The sequence below is a fragment of the Stappia indica genome, from assembly GCF_020177335.1.
Classification (GTDB): domain Bacteria; phylum Pseudomonadota; class Alphaproteobacteria; order Rhizobiales; family Stappiaceae; genus Stappia; species Stappia indica_B.
The window spans coordinates 778,842-800,630 of sequence record NZ_JAIVMG010000001.1 but is presented as its reverse complement, the minus strand read 5'-3'; the positions used below and the strand labels follow the sequence as shown (position 1 = coordinate 800,630).

8 protein-coding genes are annotated in these 21,789 nt (G+C 66.9%); 4 read left to right on the top strand and 4 right to left on the bottom strand.

The window, feature by feature from the left end; all coding sequences use genetic code 11:
- Positions 1-147 precede the first annotated feature (147 nt).
- On the bottom strand, positions 148-4,533 hold the full coding sequence (locus LC062_RS03465; protein WP_224909612.1) for a translocation/assembly module TamB domain-containing protein: 4,386 nt from the start codon (positions 4,531-4,533) through the stop codon (positions 148-150).
- A gap of 215 nt (positions 4,534-4,748) precedes the next feature.
- A complete protein-coding gene (locus LC062_RS03460; protein WP_224909611.1) occupies positions 4,749-6,647 on the bottom strand; it encodes an autotransporter assembly complex protein TamA in 1,899 nt (632 codons plus the stop codon).
- Positions 6,648-7,145: 498 nt separating this feature from the next.
- On the opposite strand from LC062_RS03460, the gene LC062_RS03455 reads away from it, so the two are divergent.
- The 4 genes from LC062_RS03455 (at position 7,146) to LC062_RS03440 (ending at position 12,743) form a co-directional block, all read left to right on the top strand.
- Positions 7,146-8,276, top strand: a complete 1,131-nt coding sequence (locus LC062_RS03455) for a polysaccharide biosynthesis/export family protein (protein WP_224909610.1) — start codon at positions 7,146-7,148, stop codon at positions 8,274-8,276.
- 138 nt (positions 8,277-8,414) lie between these two features.
- Positions 8,415-9,767, top strand: a complete 1,353-nt coding sequence (locus LC062_RS03450; RefSeq protein ID WP_224909609.1) for a capsule biosynthesis protein — start codon at positions 8,415-8,417, stop codon at positions 9,765-9,767.
- Between the two features lie 64 nt (positions 9,768-9,831).
- Positions 9,832-11,073 carry a capsule biosynthesis protein gene (locus tag LC062_RS03445; protein WP_224909608.1) on the top strand — a complete coding sequence of 414 codons (1,242 nt, stop codon included), beginning with the start codon at positions 9,832-9,834 and terminating at the stop codon, positions 11,071-11,073.
- Positions 11,070-12,743 carry a capsular polysaccharide export protein, LipB/KpsS family gene (locus tag LC062_RS03440; RefSeq protein ID WP_224909607.1) on the top strand — a complete coding sequence of 558 codons (1,674 nt, stop codon included), beginning with the start codon at positions 11,070-11,072 and terminating at the stop codon, positions 12,741-12,743. Before LC062_RS03445 ends, LC062_RS03440 begins: the two co-directional genes overlap by 4 nt.
- A gap of 49 nt (positions 12,744-12,792) precedes the next feature.
- Here the strand turns inward: LC062_RS03440 and LC062_RS03435 are convergent, their stop codons facing one another.
- Both LC062_RS03435 and LC062_RS03430 read right to left on the bottom strand, forming a co-directional pair.
- Positions 12,793-14,181: an aminotransferase class I/II-fold pyridoxal phosphate-dependent enzyme gene (locus LC062_RS03435; protein ID WP_224909606.1), complete on the bottom strand. Its 1,389-nt coding sequence runs from the start codon at positions 14,179-14,181 to the stop codon at positions 12,793-12,795.
- A complete protein-coding gene (locus LC062_RS03430; RefSeq protein WP_224909605.1) occupies positions 14,178-21,767 on the bottom strand; it encodes a type I polyketide synthase in 7,590 nt (2,529 codons plus the stop codon). Before LC062_RS03430 ends, LC062_RS03435 begins: the two co-directional genes overlap by 4 nt.
- Positions 21,768-21,789 lie beyond the last annotated feature (22 nt).

The following is a 21,789-nucleotide window of genomic DNA, read 5'->3' as shown; positions in this document are numbered from 1 at the left end:
CATCGGCTGAAAGCCCGACACGGGCAAAGCGTGCGATCCGCGCGGATCGCGCGAATCTCATGATGGGGAAAACAATAGGGCCGGCTGTCGCCGGGTGAAATAGGCCGTCGGCCCGCCGCTCACAAAAACGATTGGTCTTGCCGCCGGTCAGTCGCCGAATTCCCGCTCGTAGAAGATGCCGGCCTTGGATTCGCCGTCGGCTCCCATTTCGCCGCGAAGCTTCAGCGATTTGGTCACGTCGATGTCGACGGTCACCCGGCTGGAGTTGCTTTCCGTGCCTTGCTTGACGCCCAAGTATATGTTTTCATTCAGGTACTTGCCGACGGACACCGACGGTCCGCCTTCGCCGCCGGCATCAATGTCGATGGCGTCGAGGCCAAGCGAATTGCGCAGGGAGCCAAGCGGACCCTCGCCGCTGCCGCCGGTCAGGGTCAGCACCGAGGCGCCGAGCTGGGCGATCTGCAGCGGCGACAATTCGCTCATGCTGCGGCCGAACAGCAGCCGGGCGAGAATCTCGTCCTGCGGCAGGTCAGGCGCGGAGGTCAGGGCAATCACCGGCGCATCGGCTTCGCCCTTGACGGTGATGGTGATGCTGGTGCCGTCCGCCTGGGTGGTCGCCGCGAAATCGAGGCTCGGGGTCAGCGATCCGGTGAAGGAGACATTGCCCTTGTCGAAGGTCAGCCGGCGGCGCAACAGATCCATCCGCCCGCGCCGCATGGAAAAGCCGCCAACCGCATTGGGCTCCGCGACAGTTCCGGCAATGCGCAGGGTTCCGCCCATTTCCGCGTCGAGGCCGCGTCCGCGCACGAACATCTGGCCCGGCGAGGTAACGGTGAGATCGAGGGCAATCGGCGCGCTCCCGCCGCCACCGCCGGAGCCGCCACCCTCGTCGCGGCGCAGCGCGCTGTCCTGGGCCCGCACGGCGGCAGGTGGATGGCGATGCACGACTGCCACCGGATCGATGGCGCCGGGGAAGGTGCTGGGAATGGTGATTTCCGCGCGCGGGATGGTGACCGTGCCCGAAAGCCGGGCGGCGCGGCCGGCATCGGCGAGCGGGCCGTTCAGCGCCAGCGCGGCGTTGAGGGTGGCGGTGACGATCCGGCCGTCGGAATAGCGCCCGTTCTGCACGGCCACATCGATATCGGCCGGAATGCCGGCGTCGAAGCCGACCCGTCCGCCGACGGTGACCGTTCCGCCGCCGGCGATATTGGCGCGGATGCCGTTCAGCGTCGCACCGGCGTTGGAGACGTCCACCTGTCCGGCCAGCCCATTGAGGGTGAAGCCGCTGGAAAGCTGGGTGAGCGTGACGCCGCGCGGGCGGATCGTGGCGCTGTAGCGCGGCCCGGTGAGCGGACCGCTGACCTTGCCCGCGATGTCGAAGGTGCCAGCGCCGGAAAAGCCGGAAAGAATCAGCTTCTGCCGCGCCAGGGCCAGCGGTGCAGACCCGGAAATGTCGATGTCCATGCGCGTCGGGGCGGCCAGCGTGACCGGTCCCTTGACCGTGATGGCAAGGCCCTCCGGTCCGGTGATCCGGGTTGTCTGGGTGACCGTGTCATTGGCGAAGGCGCCTTCGGAGGCGATGGCCAGCGGCGGAAGACCGTTGCTGCGCAGCGGCTCGGCGGAGAGTGACGCCAGCGCAATAGACCAGTTGGCCAGGGGGGAGGCCGGCGTGCCGGTGACCTTGGCGGTGCCGCTTGCCGTGCCGGAGATGCCGAGCCCGGAGGTGAAGGCATTGGCCAGCGCCAGCGGAATGGAATTCAAGCTTGCATCAAGCGCCAGCGTTTCCCCGGCGCTGCCGGTGACGGCAAGGCTGCCACTGCCAAGGCCGAGGGTCAGCGCCTCGATCCGGGTCACGCCATCACTGCCGTGCAGGATGCGCGCTGGGGAGGCAAGGCGCGTGTCGATCCCCATGTAGCGGCCGTCGAGCCGGGCAAGGGAGAGGACCAGACCAGTGTCGTTCGGCTCCAACGCACCTTCCAGCGCCACCCCGTCGGCTGTCGGTGTGTCGCTCAGCCGCGCATCCACGGTGAAGGCGGTGCCGGCGCCCTCGGTCCGGGCGGTGGCCTCGATGCGGGCGACCGGCGTGCCGGAAAGGTCGAGGGCGGAAAGGCTCACCGTGCCTTGCGCCTGCGGAGTGCCAACCGGATCGCGCAAGGTGGCGTTCGCGTTCAAGCTGCCGATGCGCACAGGCCCGGCGGCGATGTCACTGCCGGTCAGGGCCACCACCGCCTGGGGCGCGCCGTTCTCGGGAGCAATGGAAATCTCGCCGGAAAGAGCGCCGGCCAGCTCGGTCAGGGCCAGGGTGGAGAAGGGGGCAAGGTCGGGCGCCTCGATCCGGGCCTTGCCGGCCAGCCCGTCGAGCGGGGCGGCAAGATCGGCCAGGGAGAACTCGCCGGTGATCGCATTGCGTCCAAGACGCAGCGACAGGGTCTCCGCCACAAGGCCGGCGCCTTGCGGTTTTGCCGCCAACTGCCCTTCAAGTCGGGCACCGTCGACCAGCGCGGAGACCTCGATATCGGCGGCAAGAGCGGTCTGGTCGGTGGAGATGTCGGCATCGAGTGCCAGGTCGCCGACCGGCTTTCCGGCAAGCGTCAAGGTCGGCGCGCGCAAGGTGGCAGTGACCTTCGGACCGGCAAGCGGGCCGGAGAGCTTGGCTTTCAGCGTGAGATCGCCCTCAACGCGCGGGTCGATCCGGTCGAGGCCGCTGGCGTCGATGCGCAGATCGGCGGTCACGGTCTGAAGGTCGCTCGTTCCGCTGGCGGTAGCCTTCACACCGCTCGCTTCAAGCGACAGGGCCGAAAGCGTGAGCTGCCCGTCGCTGTCGCCTTCTGCCGTCATGGTCAGGCGCAGCGGCTCGGAGAGGAACGCATCGGCCTGGGCAATGCCGGTGGACAGATCGCGCGCCGTCACTGCGGCGTTGAGTTCGCCGGCCAGCGTTTCCGGATCGAGACTTGCCGTCACCGTACCCTCGGCGGTGCCGGCAAGCTGCTGACCGGAGAGGGCGGCAAAGGCGGAAAGGTCCGGCAGGCGGAAGGTGAGGTCACCGGCAACCTCGGTCGGCGAGAGGCCCGCTTTGGTCAGCGCCAGAGCTGCGGCCGGATGGTCGAGGGTCAGGCGGTCGAGCGCGATGCGGCTTTCGGCGGAAAAGGCCCGGCCGGTGGCCCCCAGCTTGAGCGGACCGGCAAGGCTTTCCAGGCCAGCCAGGCGCGGTGTCAGGGAGCCAATGGTCGCATTGAGGGTGAACGGCAGCTCCGGCTCTTCGGCGGCAAGGTCGGCGGCGCTGCCGGCAAGGCGCAGGTCGAGCCCGTCGAGCCGGGCTTCCTGTGTGTCGAGGCTCTGGCTGGTCAGGGACGCCGACCAGTCGAGAGCCGACAGGGTGCCGGAGGCGCTGAGCGTGACGTCGCTCTCGCCAAGGGCGATCCGCCGATCGGGAAGCTCAAGCGCGATCATCGCGCCGGCGCCGGCCGACAGAGCCACCTGCGTGGTGAGGTCGATGCTGCCGGTGCCGGGCGCATAGCGCGCGGTGGAGGCCGCGCGCAGGGTTCCGGTCGAAAGATCCGCATCAAGGACAAGCGGGGTGAAATCCTCGCCAAGGCGTGCCTTGGCCGACAGCGCGGTCTGGCCGAGCAGGAAGGCTTCGGCCACCGGCGGGGCGAGCGGCGCAAGCGCGCCGCCAAGCGTGAGGGTAACGTCCCGCTCAGCGCCGTCGCGGGTCAGACGGGCAGTGCCGGCAACTTCCGTGGCGCCGTCCAGCTTGACCTGAAGGTCGGCGCGCCAGTCATCCAGCGGCCCGTCGCCCTCAAGCGACAGCGACAGGGCGGGCAGGCCCGGAACCTCCAGAAGCCGAGCCGCCAATCCGCCGCGCGGCTCGTCCACGGCAACGGAAAAGGTCAGGGTATCCTCTTCGGGCGCGAAGCGCGCCGAGGCAAGAACCGTCCCTTGGGTTCCGTCCGTGCGGGCGACCGACAGGGTGCCGGCCAGGGTGGTCGGGCCGGTTGCCAGCCAGGCGTCGCCGCTGGCGGTCAGGGTCATCGCCGCGCCGGCGACGTCTTGTCCCAGACGGATATCCTCGATGGCGAAATGCTTCAGCGCCAGCGGAATGCCGGGTAGGCCGCCGCCTTCGCTGGCATCGCTGGCCTCGGCGGCGCCTTCCGCCGGCTCGGGCAGGCGGGCAAGGTCGACTTGCGCGACGGTTGCCTGTTCGATGTCGAGTGCGCCGACCAGAAGGGCCGTGGGACGCCAGTTCACCGCAAGATCGGCGATCGTCAGATAGGGGCCACGGGCATCGGACAGTTCGATCCGCGAGATCGCCGCATCGAGCCCCCAGCTCAGCCGGATATCGGAAATGACGATTTCCGCACCCGGTGCCGAGGCGAGCGCACTCACCAGCCGCCCGGCCAGCGCCTGACCATTCCTGGTTTGCAGGGCGGCAAGGGTCAGCACCCCCAGCACGATGACCAGCGCCACCAGGGCAAGAAGGAGTTTCGGCAACAGAAACAGAAGGCGGGAGGTCCGCCGCCAGGAGAACGACAAGGCTATCTATCCCTTCAGGCGCCAAAGCGATTCGCGCGCAGTATCTTGCTCAATCTTGTTAAAGCACAATCATGGGGGCACCGCGAAGACCGGGTTTGAGGCCGCTCGGTTCGCACGCGGGGCGCCGCTCCGGAATCAGATTATCCGCATCCTGCCGCAGAGCATTGAAGCGGAACGTATATTTCTCCATTGCGCCAGATAGGACCGTGCTTTGCCTAGAAGGCCTGGCTGAGCCCCAGATAGATGGCGAATTTCGGATCGTCCTTGTCCGGAGACAGCGGCACCGCCACATCGAGCCGAAGCGGGCCAACGGGCGTGAAGTAACGCAGGCCCGCACCAACGCCGACCTTCAGGGCCTGGGAGAAATCCGGGTACATGGCGTCGAAGGCGTTACCAGCGTCGACGAAGCCGACCAGGCCGATGGTTTCGGTGACGCGCATGCGGACCTCCGCGGAGGCTTCGACAAAGCTGCGTCCACCGGTCACCTCTCCGTTGAGGCGCGGGCCGATGTTGCGATAGGCGTAGCCGCGCACCGACCCGCCGCCGCCGACGAAATAGCGCCGCGCCGCCGGCACGTCACGCACCGAGGGCGCAATGATGCTGCCGGCGCCGACCCGGCCGGCGAGGACGAAGCGCTTCGCCTCATCGAGGGCCTGATAGGTCGAGGCATAGCCGCGCACGAACAGCATGCCGTTGCCCCCGCGCATGTCATAGGCCGGCTCGGCGAACAGCAGTGCGTTGATGCCCTTCGTCGGATTGAGCGGATCGTCGCGGGTGTCGTAGGACACCTCGCCGATGACCCCGGCCATCATGTAGGTGTTGTCGCCGAAGACGTCCCGTTCATCGGCATAGAAGAACTCGCCGCCCACCCTGGCGGACAGGCTGTCGCTGAACTGGCGCACCAGAAAGGCATCGGCGGTGATGCTGCGGCTGCGATAGGCATCCGGCACTTCCTGTTTCGCGCCGAGACTGGTGGTGAATTTGGTCAAGGGGCCGAATGCGCCCGGCTTTTCGAAGGCGATGCGGGCGGCGTACTCCAGGTCCGACAGGGAGTTCTGGCCGAGCCGACCGACCGAGCCTTCAAGGCTCAAGAGCTCGCCCTTGCCGAACAGGTTGCGCCGGCGCCAGTAGGATTCGACGCCGAATCCTTCCGAACTCGACCAGTTGGCGCCAAGGCCGATGACATTGCGCTTGCGCTCCGACACCTCGATGGTGATCGGCAACAGGCCATCCGGTCCAGGCGCCTTGCCCTCGACGATCCGGACGCTTGAGAAGATTCCCAGATCGTTCAGGCGCTTGTTGGCGTCTTTGATCGCCTTGGGGTCATAGACCGCTCTGGTCGGGATCATCGCCTGTTCGATGACGAACTGCGGGTCGGTCCGCTTCGTGCCGGACACGGAGACCTCGCCGAAACGCGCTTCCGGTCCGACCGTCACCGAAAGCCGCACATCGAGCTGATTGTTGTCGTGATCGGCGACGATCTCGCGCTGGCCGATCCGGGCAAAGGCATAGCCGCCCGCCTTTAGGTCGCGGACGATCTGCGCTTCCGCCCGCAGGATCGCATCGGATTTGGCAACTTCGCCGCGCACCAGGCCATAGTCTGACGGGGCGTCGATCAGCGTCCGGCCTGCCGCGGAGACATCCCGTGCGTCGATGGAAATGGTTCCGAAGGTAAAGCGCGGACCGGGAGTGACGGAAATCGTTACCGGCACCGGGCGCGGGCCGGGCAGGGAGGGGGCGGCAAGCGCCTGCTGAAGCTCCAGCCCGGCCACCCGGATCGACACGGTTCCGGCGTAGTAGCCCTCCACGTAGAGCTGGCCGACCAGCCGTTCGAAGTCGGAAATGGCTCGGGCCACCAGTCCGGCTTCGCCCGAGGGCGGCATGCCCTGTTCGCTGACAAGCTCGGAGGCGCCGTTCAGCGTCTTTTCAAGGTCGCTGTCCTCACCGGCCATGGTGAGCGTGACTTCATAGGGAAACGGGTTGGGAACGCCGTTTTGCTCGGAATCCCGCGTTTTGGAAAACGGATTCCAGCCAAACAGGTCGAAGGCCTGCGCCGGGGCGGCGCTCAAGGAGAGGGACACAAGGAGCGTCGATAGCAGCAGGGCCGCACGCATGCGCGCGCCGGCCGCACCAAAGGGTGCAGCGCGCGAAAGGGGGGCTGCTGTTGGCGTACTCCCGTTGATACGCACGAGATCGTCCTGATGTCTGGTCCCGGATTGTGTGCCCGGGATCGTTCCCGGTCCTGCCCACTTGAAACGGGTTATGGCACGTTTGCTGTCCGATTTCGATTCCGTTTCCCGCCACGGGACACGTTCGGACAGCGTTCAGGATGGGGTTGCAGGGTTAAGTTTGTCTCACCTTTGGACCGGGACAAGCTAGGAGGGGCGCGCCCCGGGGCCGTGAACCGGCCGGTTTCGGTGCGTTGTGGAGTGAATGAAAAACCTCGAATTGGTTTCAGTTGGTTAATGTTTTGTTGAAATGATGTTGCCGTTCGAACACAGCCGCTCAGGGAGCGCCGGGCGCCCTGTATCGTTCTTGGACTCGCGTCCTTGCCGGTGGTAACAGGAAAGTAACCGCGCCGGAGCCGCGGACAACGTGCGAATGGGATCTGGATGCGCTTTTTTCTTGTTGCGATCATTGCATCTTTCCTGACGGGCTGCGGGGCGCTGCCGGGGCAGGGGCCGACCGCGATTACCATCACCTCCGAGGATATCGAGGGGGACGCGATCCGTTCGCAATATGCGCTGATCAATGTTGACCGGACGGCCGTTAACGCGATCCACGCCTATCGCCCGGAGCTGTTTTCCAAGAGCTTCCGCAAGGTGCCCGGTGGGGGGCGGTCCAGCCGTCTGGGCATTGGTGACCGGCTGGTGGTGACCATCTGGGAGGCGGCGCCCGAAGGGCTGTTCTCCACCCCCGATGGCAAGCAGGTCTCGGTGCCGGTCGTCGTTGACGAGAACGGATACATCTTCATTCCCTATGCCGGGCGGATCCGCGTTGCCGGCCTTTCGGTCGAGGGCGTGCGCGCCGGCATTCAGGAGCGGCTGAAGGGCAAGGCGATCGAACCGCAGGTGCTGGTGGTCGTCGAGGGCAACGAAAGCAGCGGCGTGGTGGTCGTCGGCGATGTGAACAAGCCGGGCCAATACACCATGTCGGTGCGCGGTATGCGCCTTCTGGAAGCGGTCGCCCGGGCGGGCGGATCGCGCCAGGCCACCTATGAGACCGTGGTCACCGTCAAGCGGGGACGCGGGGCGGGGACCGCGCGGCTCGTCGATCTGATCGAATATCCGGAAAACAACATCTGGCTGGTGCCGGGCGACAACATCCTGCTGACGCACAAGCCGCGCACCTTCTCTGCCTTCGGCGCGGTGAAGAGCACGCAGCTCGTGCCGTTCAAGACCGAGTCGGTGACGCTGGCCGAGGGCCTTGCGCAGGTTGGCGGGCTGAAGGACTTCTTCGCCGATGCCGCCGGTATCTTCCTGTTCCGCTACGAGGACCGGGCCCTTGTGCGTAAGCTCAAGGGACCGATTGCCGACAAGTTCACCAGCAACCGCGTTCCGGTCGTCTACAAGCTGAATCTGCGTCAGGCCGAAGCATTTTTCCTCGCCAGATCGCTGGAGATGCGCGACAAGGACATCATCTACGTCGCCAACCATCCGACCGCTGAATTCGGCAAGTTCCTGCAGATCATCGGCCCGCTTCTGTCGAACGTGAACACGGCCAATGCGCTGATCACCGACTAATCCGCGCGGTCGTTGTCCTTGCGGCAGACGGCGCGGTTGATCGAATGGGGCTGGCAAGGGAGCCAAAGGCACATGGGAACCGCTGTGGCGTCCTGCGCCTGGCGGATGTCGGGTCGTTAGACGGGACAGGCAAGACAGATGTCCAACGATCTATCGGTGCGTACCGTTCTCTTTCTGCAGGGGCCGCCGTCGAATTTTCCGCGCATCGTCGCCGATGAACTGGAAAAGCTTGGACACACGACGTTTCGCATCAATCTTTCCCTGTCCGACTGGTTGTTGTGGCATGACCGGCGGGCGGTGAGCTTTCGCGGCAGGCTCTCGGCCTGGCCGGCGTTTCTGAAGGCGTTTCTGCTCCGTCACCAGGTGACGGATATCGTCTATTACCAGGACCGGTTTCCCTACCATTCGGCGGCGATCGAGGTGGCCCGGGAGCTCGGCCTGCGGGTAATCGCCTATGAAAATGGCTATCTGCGTCCCGACTGGATCACGGCGGAGCGGGTGGGCATGTCGGTTCGCTCCCAGTTCCCGGCCAATCCCGGTACGATCCTTGCCGCCGCGCGCGACTTGCCGCCAATTGATCGTACGATACGCTACCGGCATCCGTTCCCGCTGGAGGCGGCCCATGAGGTTGCATTCCACCTGATCAATTTCTTCATGCGTGCCGTCTATCCCCGGTTCGAGGCGGACAAGTATTACAGCCCGTTGTTCGAATATCTGTCGATGCTGCCGCGGCTCCTGTTTTCCCGGCGCCGGGATCGGATCGCCAAGATCCTGATCGACGACCTGATCGAATCCGAAGCGCCCTATTTCGTCTTTCCGCTCCAGCTTCAGAGCGACTACCAGCTTCGCTACAATGCGCCGTTCCCGCATCTGGCCGATGCCCTTGAAAAGACCATTGCCTCTTTCGCGCAGCATGCGCACCCGGTGGCGCAGCTCGTCGTCAAGGTTCACCCGATGGATCAGGGTATCGAGCCCTGGGGGAGCATCGTCCGGCAGTTGGCGCGCAAGTATCGGGTCAAGCGGCGGGTGCATCTGGTCGATGGTGGACATCTGGTGACCCTGTTGCGGCATGCCAGCGGCGCGTTGATGGTCAACAGCACCACCGGTTTGCACGCTATCGATCTCGGCTGTCCGGTGAAGATCCTTGGCGTGGCGATCTATGACCTGCCCGGCCTGACCTGCCAGTTGCCGCTCGATCAGTTCTGGCGCAATCCGCAGGCGCCGGACAAGGAGGTTCTGGAGGCCACGCAGCGGCTGCTTGGACATACCATCCAGATTCAGGGCAGTTTCTATTCCCGTGCCGGCAAGCAGGCGGCGGCCAGGGAGTTTGCCGCCCGGCTCGGGGCTGGCCGCATCAATGGTCCCGGAGGCTGGGTGGAGCCGCCGCCACGGGAGGAAAAAGCCCGGGCCATGGGCTTGCCGCTGACCTACAGCGAGGAAATGGCCGTGCGCGGCAAGGTCGGACGGTGGCGTCGTGCCTGGCGCGGGTGAGGGCCAGTCCCCTGGCGGTGCGGCGCGGCAGCCGGTCCGTCGGTTCCTGTTTTTGCAAGGGCCGTTGTCGCCGCTTTTTCGGCGGATCGGAGCCCGGCTCGCCGAAGCCGGGCATGAGGTGCGCCGGATCAATTTCTGTCCTGGCGACTGGCTGCACTGGCATGGGCGGGGCACCGGCAGCTATCGTGGGACGTCCGCACAGTGGCCGACCTTTATCGCCGGCTATCTGGCAGAGCATCGCATCACCGATCTGGTGGTTCACGGCGACACGCGGCCCTATCACCGGGCGGCGGTGCGGGCGACTGAGGAGCTCGGCATTTCGGTGGTCTGCACCGAACTGGGGTATTTGCGACCCGGCTGGATGACCATTGAGCGCGGTGGCCTTTCCACCCTCAGCCGCTTTCCAGATTCCGCCGACGCAATCCGTGCCGCCGCACGGGCCGTCGGGACCATCGACCTCGCGCCGCGCTACCCCGGCTCCTTCGTGCTGGAAGCGTGGCAGGATGTCTCCTACCATCTGCCGAATGTGTTCCTGGGATTTCTCTACCCGGGCTACCGGCGCCACACGCCGCTGCATCCGGTCGTCGACTACAGCCGCTGGCTGCTGCGGCTTGCGGGCGCGCGGCGGCGAAAGGCGCGCGCGGTGCAGCGCCAGAAAGCGCTGGCGGAGGGGAACGGGCCGCTGTTCCTGCTGCCTTTGCAGGTGGAGGGGGACTATCAGATCCTTGCCCATTCGCCCTTCGCCACCATGGCGGAGGCGCTGGAGCGGATCATGATTTCCTTCGCCGCCCACGCCCCGGCGGATGCCCGGCTCGTCGTCAAATCGCACCCGCTGGACAACGGGCACCGCGACTGGCAGCGCTGTGTGACAAGCCTGGCTACCCGGCTGGGCCGACCGGACGCGGTGACGTTTCTCGATGGTGGTACGCTGCCGGACCTGCTTCGCCGGGCTGCGGGGCTGGTCACCGTGAATTCCTCCGCCGGGCTGGAGGCCTTGCGGGCCGGGGTGCCGGTGAAAACGATGACCCCGGCACTCTATGATGTCGCCGGACTGACCCATCAGGGGGAGTTGGACGGGTTCTGGTCGGCGCCCGAGCCGCCCGACAGCGCGCTGGTCGCCGATGTCGTCACCGCAATCGCCGCATGCCTTCAGGTGCGCGGCTCGATCCACAATAGCGCCGGCCTCGATGCGGCGGTGGATGGCATGGCCGCGCGCATCCTGTCGCACACGCTCAACGCCCCGGCCGATCCGGTGGAACCGCCGCCGCGTCTGGCGCGGGCCCGTGCCCTCGGGGTGGGGCTATGAGCGCGCCGGTCTGGCTGGCGGATCCGGTGCTGCGGCCGATGCGCAAGGCGCTTGCCGCCTGCCTTGGCGCGCCGGTCGACGCCGGCCGCCACCCGCCCGTACGTTGCGGCGGCATTCTTGTCGCCTTTGCCAGCCCGGCCTTCGAACGTTGGCGGTCGATGGCGCTGGAGCGGAGCCTTTCGCTCATTCTGGCCGACACCGCACCGATGGTGGCCGGACGTACCTTGCCCGCCTCCGCCTTCCCGCTGAAGGGCATGGTCAGACTCTGTCTGATCGAGGTGCCAAGATCCGTTCTGACGGAGACAATGGGCGCCGATGCGGCGTTGATCTCCGCCTTGCGCGCGGCCGGCGGAGGGCTGCGGCCGGTGATGCCCGAAACCCTTGCCGAGACGGATGTCTGGCGTTTCGATGCGCTGGAACGGGCGTTGCAGCGGCTTGGCGGGGAATCGGAGAGCGAGCCACAGCAGGCCGGGCTGCATGGCGCGCTCATGGCCGCGTCTTTCGTTTATCCCAGCCCTTATGACCGCAAGACGTGCTTGTCTGCCGTTCACATGCAGCACGCTCTGAACGCCGCGCTGCGCCGTGACCGGCTGGCCGACCGGCGCGGCCATTGCTTTGGCGTGAAATCCTGGAACCAGGCCGCCGTGCGCGCGGCTTTCGGAGCACCGGGGCTCGAAGTCGTGATGGAACGCTCTGCGGCGGAGGCGGTGGACGGCGCCCGCCGCGACGGCGGACGGCTGCTCGCCTGGGCCGGGCAGGTGGACGCGGATCTGATCGACCGCGCCCGGGCCGAGGAAATCGAACTCTGGCGCATCGAGGATGGCTTCCTGCGCTCCGTCGGTCTCGGCGCCGGCCTCGCCCGAGGCGCGTCCTTCGCCTATGACGATGCGGGTGTCTATTTCGATGCGCGCGGTCCGAGTCGCATGGAGCGCCTGCTGCAGGAGCGGAGCCTTCAACCGCATGAGGTGGCCCGCGCCCGTGCGCTTCTGCGGCGCATCGTCGAGGCGGGCCTGTCGAAGTACAATATTGCCGGGCGCCGGCCGCTGCCGGCCCTGCCTTCGGACAGGGAAGTGATTCTCGTTCCGGGGCAGGTCGCCGACGATGCCGGCGTGCGCCGCTCATTGTCCGACGTGATCGACTGCGAGCGCGTTGCCAATATCAATCTGGAGCTGCTTGCCAACGTGCGAGACCGCAACCCGCAGGCGCATATCCTCTACAAGCCGCATCCGGATGTGGACGCGCGGCTCCGGGCCGGGCGGCTTTCGGCGGCGGAGTTGTCGGGTCTGGCCGATCATGTGGTTGCCGGTTGCGATCTGGGGGCGTTGCTGCGCGTTTGCACTCGGGTCGAGACGTTTTCCTCCCTGACCGGCTTCGAGGCACTGTTGCGCGGCAAGCCGGTGACGGTCTACGGCATGCCGTTCTACGCTGGCTGGGGGCTGACGCGGGATCTCAGCCGATGCGCCCGGCGGACCCGGCGCCTCGACCTGGAGACCCTGGTGCATGTGGCCTTCATCGACTATCCGCTGAGCGTCGATCCGGTGACCCTGAAGCCTTGCGGTCCGGAATTCCTGATCGAGCGGCTGGAGCAGCAGCGCGGCGATGCCCGCTTTCGCCTGCGCCAGCGCGTGCGGCAGGAGCTTTCCTGGCTAGGGCGCAAGCTCGGGTTCTGAGACGTGGTGAAAAGGGCGCGCGTGCGGTAGCGGTCAGGGGGAGGCGAGGTCAGTCCCGGGCGCTTTTGACCAGCGAAGCGAAGCCGACATTTTGCTCGCGCAGGAGCGCCAGTTCCTCGGCCGTGGCCGCAACCGCCCGGTCGATCTGCGCATCGCTGTGTTCGCTGGTAATGAAGAAGCGAAGCCGCGCCGATTTCTCCGCCACTGCCGGGAAGACGATCGGCAGCGCGTTGATTCTCCGTTTCAGCAAGCGGTTGGAAAGCGTTGCCGCGCCGATGGAATCGCCGACAATGACCGGAATGACGCTGTAGCCGGCGCTGTTGCCGGTATCGAGACCGGCCGCACGGGCGCGGGTCAGAAACCGCTGGCCATTGGCGGCAAGCCGGGCCACCCGCTCCGGTTCTTGCGCCAGGATTTCCGCCGAGGCGAGGGCGGCGGCGGCCAGCGGCGGTGCCAGCCCGACGGAAAAGACAAAGCCCGGCGCGGTGGCCCTCAGATAATCGCACAGCGCCTTAGAGCCGGCGATATAGCCGCCACACGCCGACAGCGTCTTCGACAGGGTGCCCATCCACATCTCGACCGTGTTCGGGTCGATGCCGAAATGTTCGGCGATCCCCTTGCCGGTCTTGCCGAGAACACCGAGGGAATGGGCCTCATCGACCAGCAGCCAGGCGCCGAACTCCTGTTTCAGGCGGATCAGCCGAGGCAGGTCGGGGAAATCCCCGTCCATGCTGTAGATGCCTTCAACGGCGATCAGCACGTTGTCATAGCGGTGCCGGTTGTCGATCAGCAGCTTTTCCAGAGCGTCGAGATCGTCATGGGGAAAGTTCTTGCGCGCGGCGCCGGACAGGCGCGCGCCCTCGCTGATCGAGTTGTGCACCAGCGCATCGGTCAGGATCAGGTCGCCGTCCCCGAGCAGATGGCCGATGGTCGTCACATTGGTGGCATGGCCGCTGACCATGGCCACCGCATCCTCGACACCGTGCAACCGGGCAAGGGCTGCCTCCAGCGCGCCATGCACCGGGCGCTCGCCCGCCACCACCCGGCTGGCCGAAGAACTGGTGCCATAGGTGCGGATCGCCGCTTCCGCCGCCGCGTTCACGCGCGGGTCGCCGGTCAGGCCGAGGTAGTTGTAGGAGGAGAAATTGTCGTGCTCGGTGCCGTGCAGGACGCTGGTTGCCCCAGCGACCCCCTCATGGGGCTGAAAGAATGGATTGTCGAGGCCGATCATGTCCGCAGCGGCGCGGTGCATGCGAAGTTGCCGCACCGGCGCCAGCTCCGAGAAGTCGAAGGCACCGGGCTTGCTTGCCGTGACCTCCGGGGACGGCGAAGCTGCGGCAGGGGCGGCGCTGCGCTGGCGCGCGGATTTGTGCCCGGCACGCAAATTCGCCATCAGCTTGTCGCGCTTGGTGCCGGGCGTTCTGGGCGCGTCGGTCACAGCAACGACCTCACGTCCTTGCTCCGCGCTTCCACCTTCGCCGCCACATCGGCCAGCGCCTCCTTGTCCGCGAGGGCCTCCTCGCCAAGATGCTGCTGCGAGGTTGCCCGGGCATCGGCGGAAAGTCCAGCGTTCGCGTCCCCGTCGCCGGACATCGCCTGATCGGCGATCCGTCCGGCCATGTCATGGAGCGTGGCCCCATTGGCCAGGGACATCAGCGGAATGTCGATGCCGAACTGGCGCTCTGCCGCCATCCGCAGCTCCAGCGCCATCAGCGAATCCATGCCCACCTCCGCCAGAGGCCGCGTGGCATCGATGTCCTCCCGGCCGATGCGCAGGATTCGGGCGATCTCCACAGCGAGCAGGTCGCTGATCCTGGCAATCGCCTGCGGCCGGTCGAGGCCGGACAGAAGCTCTGCAAGGTCTATCGCCGCACCTTCGCCGGAACGGTCATCGGCGTCGCCAAGACCAAGCCTTTCGGCGAAGGGCGTCGCCAACAGGGCAAGGTCGCGCCGCGCCGCTGCCCAGTCGATGCGGGCAAAGCCGGGGGCGGCTTCGTCCTGACGCTCCGGCGGCAGAGCCATCAGCAGAACCAGCGCATCGAGCGCCTCGCGCGCGGTCAGGGCATGGCGCCCCAGCTTGCGCGCCAGCTTGTCGCCGACCTCGTCGTTGTTCGCAAGATAGCCCGCATCGGAAATTGCGCCCCAGGCAATGGCGAGCCCCGGGCGACCTTCGGCGCGGCGACGGCGCGCCAGCCCTTCCAGGTAGCCGTTGGCGGCGACGTAGTTCGCCTGCCCCGGATTGCCGACCAGGGTGGTCGCCGAGGAAAACAGCGCGAAATGGGCGAGCGGATCGTCCCGGGTCAGCCGGTCCAGCAGCTCCGCGCCGCGCACCTTCGGTGCCAGAACCGCATCGAGTGCCGCACGGTCGAGATTGGCCAGCAGCGTGTCCTTGAGCACCATCGCCGTGTGGAAGACGCCGCCAATCGCGCCGAGAGTGCCGCGCACGTCAGCCAGGGCCGCGGACAGCGCCGTCTCGTCGGTGGCGTCGCAGGCAAGGCCGGCAAGCGTGACGCCGCGCCCGGCCATTTCGGCTATCAGCGCCTCGGCGCCGGGGGTCTCTGCTCCACGCCGCGACAGCACCGCGACCTTGCGGGCGCCAACGTCGGCCAGGCGGCGAATCAGTTCCGCGCCAAAGCCGCCGAAGCCGCCGACCACCACCTGTACCGTCTCCGGCGACAGGGCAACGGGCGCCGCCGGTTCCACCGGCGCGCTCACTTGCGGCGGTTGCAGCACCAGCTTGCCGATGTGGCCGGCCTGCTGCATCAGCCGGAAGGCGCCCACCGCGTCATCGGCCGGGAAGGTGCGATAGGGCAGCGGGGCAAGCGCGCCAGCGGCGAACAGCGCCATCAGCTCCTGCATCACCTTTTGTGCCAGCACCGGCTGGTGGATCAGCAACTGGTCGGCGTCGATGCCGAAATAGCTGAGGTTCTGGCGGAAGGGCCTCAGGCCGATATGGGTGTTGGCGTAATAGTCCCGCTTGCCCAGTTCGAGGAACCGTCCGAACGGCTTCAGAACGTCGATGCTGCGTTCCATCGCCTCGCCGGAAAGCGAGTTCAGAACCACCTCCACGCCGGCCCCACCGGAGATCTCCATCACCGCATCGGCGAAGTCGAGCGAGCGGGAATCGAGTACATGATCGACGCCGAGATGTGTCAGGAAGCTGCGCTTCTCGTCGTTTCCGGCAGTGGCGATCACCGTCGCGCCGATATGCCGGGCGATCTGGAAGGCAGCCAGCCCGACGCCGCCGGCGCCGCCATGGATGAGAATGGTCTCGCCCGGTTGCAACTGGGCAAGACGGGTGAGGGCGTAATAGGTGGTCAGGAACGCCACCGGAATGGTCGCGGCGGCCTCGGCGGCGAGGCCCTCCGGCGCTGCGGCGCAGCCGGTTTCCGCGACCTGCACATGGCTGGCGAAACAGGCGGGAGCAAAGGCGATCACACGATCCCCGACCGCAAACCGGGTGGCCTTCGGGCCGCAGGCGACGATCCGGCCGCAGCATTCCATGCCCAGCGTCGCGCCGGCGAAGCCGTCTTCCAGCGCTTCTTCCGGAAGAAGGCCGAGCGCCCACATGACATCGCGGAAGTTCAGGCCGCTGGCCTCCACCGCGATTTCCACATCGGCGCCGCGCGGCGGGGTGCGGGGCGTCTCGCGCCATTCCAGCCGGTCGAGCGAGCCCTGGCGGGCGATGTCGAGGCGCATGGCCGGTGCACCGGCTGGCGTGTCGCCCGCGCGCGGCGGCAGGGCGAGGCCGGCGTCAAGGCGCAGACCGCTGCGGTTGTCACCGTCGAGGATGATTTCGCGCTCATCGTCCTCCTGCAGCACCTCACGTGCCAGGCGCAGTGCAGCGCTGCTGGCCTCCAGATGCGCGTCGATGTCGATCAGCTTGAGGTTCAGCGACGGGTATTCGTTGAGCGCCACCCGGGCGTAGGTCCAGATCGCCGCCTGCACCGGATCGGCGTTGCGCCGCGCGCCATGGGGGGCGACTATGGTGAGCGGGAGGTTGCGAGCCGAAAGCTGGCGCAGCAAGAGGGTCAGCGCCCAGCTTCGTGCGCTGACGGCTGCCGCATCCTCGCCGCTTCGCGGATAGGCCCCCTGCAGATGCACGACCCCGGCCTGTGCGGCGCCGGAGAGATCGTCATCTCCAGCCAGCGCTTGCGGGTCCGACGGGTCGAGCTCCCATTCGCCGGACGCAAGGCGCCGGGTACTGGAGCCGGGGACAGCCAGCGCGGCCTCGACACCGTGGTGCGTCAGGGCCTCATGCAAGGCACTGGCCACGGCTCGGCTCTGTCCGTCGGCGTCGCACAACAGCAGCATCCGCCGGCGCGGCGCATCCTCTGGAACTGCGGTATCGGGTTCGGCGGTGGGCGCCGTGCGGGCGGTTTCGTCGGCATGGGCGATGATCAGGTTCGCCTCGACCAACTCGGTTGTCAGCGGTGCACTTTCCACCGCGCGCCAGCCGCAGGCCGTAAGGTGCTCCATCCAGGCCGGACCGTCGCGCAGCGGCGACCGCGCCGCCACCGTGTCGGTTTCACCGGACCACCAGCCACTGCCAATGCCATTGATGAGGTCGATGCCGGCCGCCGGCGCCCGTTCCATGGCGATCAGCCGGCCATCGGCGGCCATCCGCTTGCCGAAAAAGGAAAGGGCGCTCGGTGCCGTCTCCGACAGAGCATCGCAGGCAAGCACCAGATCGAATGGGCCGAAGGGAGCAAGTGCTTCCGCATCGAGCGGCACGAAACGGGTCGTCGGATTGCCGGTCCACTGCCGCCCCAACCGTTCGACACTGGAGGCGATCCGGTCGGTGACCACCAGCCTCATGCGGTTGTCATCGAGCACGCCGGCCAGTCGGCGTGCGAGCACCGGGTCGCGCGCGCCCAGCAAGAGCACCGTCAGAGGCCGGTCTTCCGGCCAGTCGCCCGTGAGACGCGCGGCGAGCGCCAGCAGGGCACCGCGCAGCGCCTCCGCCGCCGGGCTGGCACTGCGATAGGCTTCAAGGAGCGCCGGGGAGAGCAGGGTTTGCGCCGTTTCGCTCAAGCCATCGCGCAGCAAGGCCGGAAGGTCATCGGCGAGGCGGGCAAGAAGCGCTGTCTCCGGACCGTGGGCGCTGGCTTCCAGGAACAGGGTCTGCACCAGATCAGTGATGCCGAATTCTTCATCCGGCGGCGCGATTTCCCAGCCGGCATCGGTGCGCCAGGCCAACTCATGGGTTGCCAGCAGGTCGAGGCAACGGGTGGCCAGCGGCCTTGCGCTGTCATGCAAGGTCCCGCGCGCAATCATCGCGGAGAGATCCAGCGGCCCGGCGGCCTCGATTGCGAGCCCGTGGAAGGCACGGTGAATGAGCGTGCGCGCCAGAGCATCAAGCAGCAGCGCCGCATCGTCGGGATCGAAATCCTCACCATCGGGCCGCAGAAGACCGATTTCATCCGCCAGAGCGGCGATGCGCGCGGCACCGGGAGCCGGTGCGTCGTCTTTGCTCCAGAGCAGGCGCCGGGAAACCCGGTAGAGCATCCCGTCGTCGCGCGGTCCGCTGTCGAACTGCACCGCCTTGAAACGAGCGCCGGCAAGGCGCGCCACCAGCTCTCCGGCGGCATCGAGATAGTCGAAATCGGCAAGAAGCGAACGTGGCCCCGCCTTGGTGACGGCGATGCGTACCGAGGCGGGAGCGCGCTCCGGCTGGTAGAGCTTCACCGCACCGATGCGAATGGGCAGGAAGCCGGTCTTGCCGTCCTTCGCCGCGTGCTCTGCCATCAGTGCGAACAGGCCATGGAAACCGGCATCGGCGAGAGCCGGGTGCAGGGCGAATTGCGCGGCCTCCGGCGCCAGGGCGGCTGGTTTCAAGGTGGCGATCGCCAGGCGCGGACCTGCCAGCTCGACAGCTTCGACGAGTTGGAAAGAGGCACCGTAGTCAAGGCCGTGCGCCCGCGTGATGGTGTAGAGGGTTTCCGCATCCAGGCGCCTGGCATCGGCCACGGATCGGGTGGCAAGTGCCCGTGCCGTCCCGGCAAGGCTGCGGAAGCTGGCACGGGCGTTCAGCGACCAGTCCGCGTCCTGAAGCCGGTGGCGGCTGAGAATCTCGATCACCCGATCGTCCGGAGACAGGCGGACGAGGGTTTCCTGCAAGCTGCGCTCATCGAACACCAGGGGGCGCAGGATCTCCAGATCGCAGATCTCGATGTCGCTCGAACCGGTCCATTCCAGTGCCGCGCGCAAGGCCATCTCGACGAAGCCGGTGGCCGGAAAAACCGTCGCCTCCTCAACCTTGTGGTCGGCAAGGAAGGGCAGGATGTCCGGATCGAGGGTGTTGAACCATTCACCGGTTTCCGGGCGCAGTCGTGCGCCGGCCAGCGGCCAGAAGTCGCCATATGTGCCGCCGACCCGCTCATCCGTGTGCTCGATGAGATGCGGGCTGTTCTGCCATGGGTAACGGGGCAGGTCGGGCAGATCGCAGCCGCTGGGGCCGATATAGCCATCGAGATCGGGGCGGGCGCCATGGGCGACCAGCCGGGCGGCGATCATGTCGATGGTGACGTCGCCGCCATCGCGCTTGGGGGCGTCGAGCGAGGCCAGAACGGTGGCGCTGCTCGTCTCTTCGCGCAGCACGTCGCGAATGTAGGTGGTCAGGATCGGCCGGGGACCGATTTCGACGACAATGTCGATGTCACCCTCGATCAGCCGCGTGATGCCCTCCTGGAAGCGCACTGGCAGGCGGACATTCTGCCACCAGTAGGTGGCATCGGGCGTAATGCTGTCTTGCTCCGGGAAGACCGTCGAGATGAAAGGGGTGGCGGGAGCGCGGTGGTCGATTTCGCCGAGCGCTGCGCGCAAGGGCTCTTCGATCGGATCGACGAGGGCACAGTGGAACGGGTAGGCGAGGCCGAGCTTGCGCAATGCCCAGCGGCGCTTGCGGGCAAGGGTCGCGAAGGCGTCGATGCTTTCCACAGGACCGGAAAGGGTCACGCTGCGCGGGCTGTTCACCGCCGACAGTTCAATGCCGGGCAGGTTCGCTTCCGCGATTGCCGCGCGGGCCTCTTCCTCGGGTAGCAGCAGGGCTGCCATGGTACCAAGGTGGCGCACCACCTCTTGCTGGGTGGAGCGGGCGTGGATGATCCGGGCAGCGGTGGCCAGATCGACCATGCCGGCACACCAGGCGGCGGCGACCTCGCCAACGCTATGGCCGATCACCGCATCGGGGCCAAGGCCGCGCGCCTGGAGTGCGCGCACCAGGGCGACCTGAAGGCCAAAAAGCAGCGGTTGGGCGATTTCCGTCCGCTCGATTTCCGCGTCGAGATCCTTGGAAAACAGCATGGTGACGAGCGACCAGCCGGAGACCGCCATGAAAAGCCGGTCGGTCTCTTCCAGCGCCTTGCGGAAGGCGGTGTCGTCCCGATAGGCGGATTGGCCCATGCCGGCCCATTGCGAGCCATTGCCGGAAAAGGCGTAGGCAAGCCCCCGGGCCCGGGGATTGGCCTTGCCCTCGATCAGCCCAGAGGCGCTGTCGCCGCGGGCATGCGCTGCCAAGGCCGCGCGTTTGTCGGCGGCGGTCTTGCCAAGCACCACCAGCCGGTGGTCGAGCATGTCGCGGCGCCGGGCAGCCGCGTCGAGAAGCGGGCCGACGGTTCCGGTCTCCTCCGCCGCGTCGAGCGCATCGGCGTAGCGGCCAGCCAGGTCACGCAGGGCGGCCTGACTGCGCGCGGAAATCACCAGCGGCGCGCTGTCGGGAACCTCGCTTTGCGGCGGACGGACCGGGTCGCCCTCGGCGATCACCGTATGGGCATTGGTGCCGCCGAAGCCGAAGGAGTTGATCCCGGCAAGGCGGCCTGTACCGGGCGTATCGAGGGAAAGAGGCGCCCCCGCGACCGACAGGTTGAGTGCCTCGAAGTCGATATTCGGATTTGGCGTGTCGAAATGGAGGGAGCGCGGCAGCTGCCGGTGTTGCAGGGCAAGGACCGACTTGAGGACACCGGCAAGGCCCGAGACCGGCTCCAGGTGGCCGATGTTGGTCTTGACCGACCCGATCGGAACTGGTGTCTGGCGGCGCTGGCCGATGGCGACGCCCAGTGCGCTGGCCTCGGCCGGATCGCCCACCGGCGTTCCGGTGCCGTGCGCCTCGATGAAGGCGAGGTCTTCGGGAGAAATGTCGAGGTCGCGGTAGATGGAGTGCAACAGGGCGGCTTGAGCCTGCGAGCAGGGCAGGGAAAGACCGGTGGTGCGGCCATCCGCGTTGATGCCGCTGGCAACGATGCGGGCATGACGCTTCAGAATGGCGGCGTCATCCCGCTGCAGCACCAGCGCGACCGCCCCTTCGGACCGCACGTAGCCGTCGCCGTTTGCGTCGAAGGCCCGGCACAGGCCGCTTTGCGACAGCATGGTCGCGCGGGCGAAGCCGATGAAGGAAAACGGGCTGAGCAGCAGATTGACGCCGGCGACGATGGCGGTCTCGATCTGCCCGCTTTCAAGGGCGCTGACCGCCTGATGCAGAGCCACCAGCGAGGAGGAGCAGGCCGTGTCGAGGGTGAAGCTCGGTCCGCGCAGATCGAAAATATAGGAAATGCGATTGGAGATGATCGACAGGGTGTTGCCAGTCATCGTCTGGACATCGACGATCGGCAGATCGAACAGCAGCCGATGATGATAGTCGAGGGCGGAGGCGCCCACATAGACGCCAGTGTTGGTCCCGGCCAGCTCCGAAGGCTTCAGACCCGCATGTTCGATGGCTTCCCAGACGACCTGAAGCAGCAGGCGTTGCTGCGGGTCGATCTGCGCCGCTTCGCGCGGGGAAATCCCAAAGAAACCGGGATCGAACCCCCAGACATCGTCAATCTGGCCGGCAGCGAAGGTGAAGCTCCGGCCGGCGGTATTCGGCCGGGGATGAAAGAACCGACGCCTGTCAAAGCGGTCTTCGGAGATTTCGCTGACCGAACAGCGCCCTTCGGTCAGTAGCGACCAGAATTCTTCAGGTGTGGAGGCGCCGGGCAAGCGCGCGGCAAACCCGGTAATCGCAGTGTTCTGGGCACGTAGCGACATAAAATGTTCTTCCAACTCAACA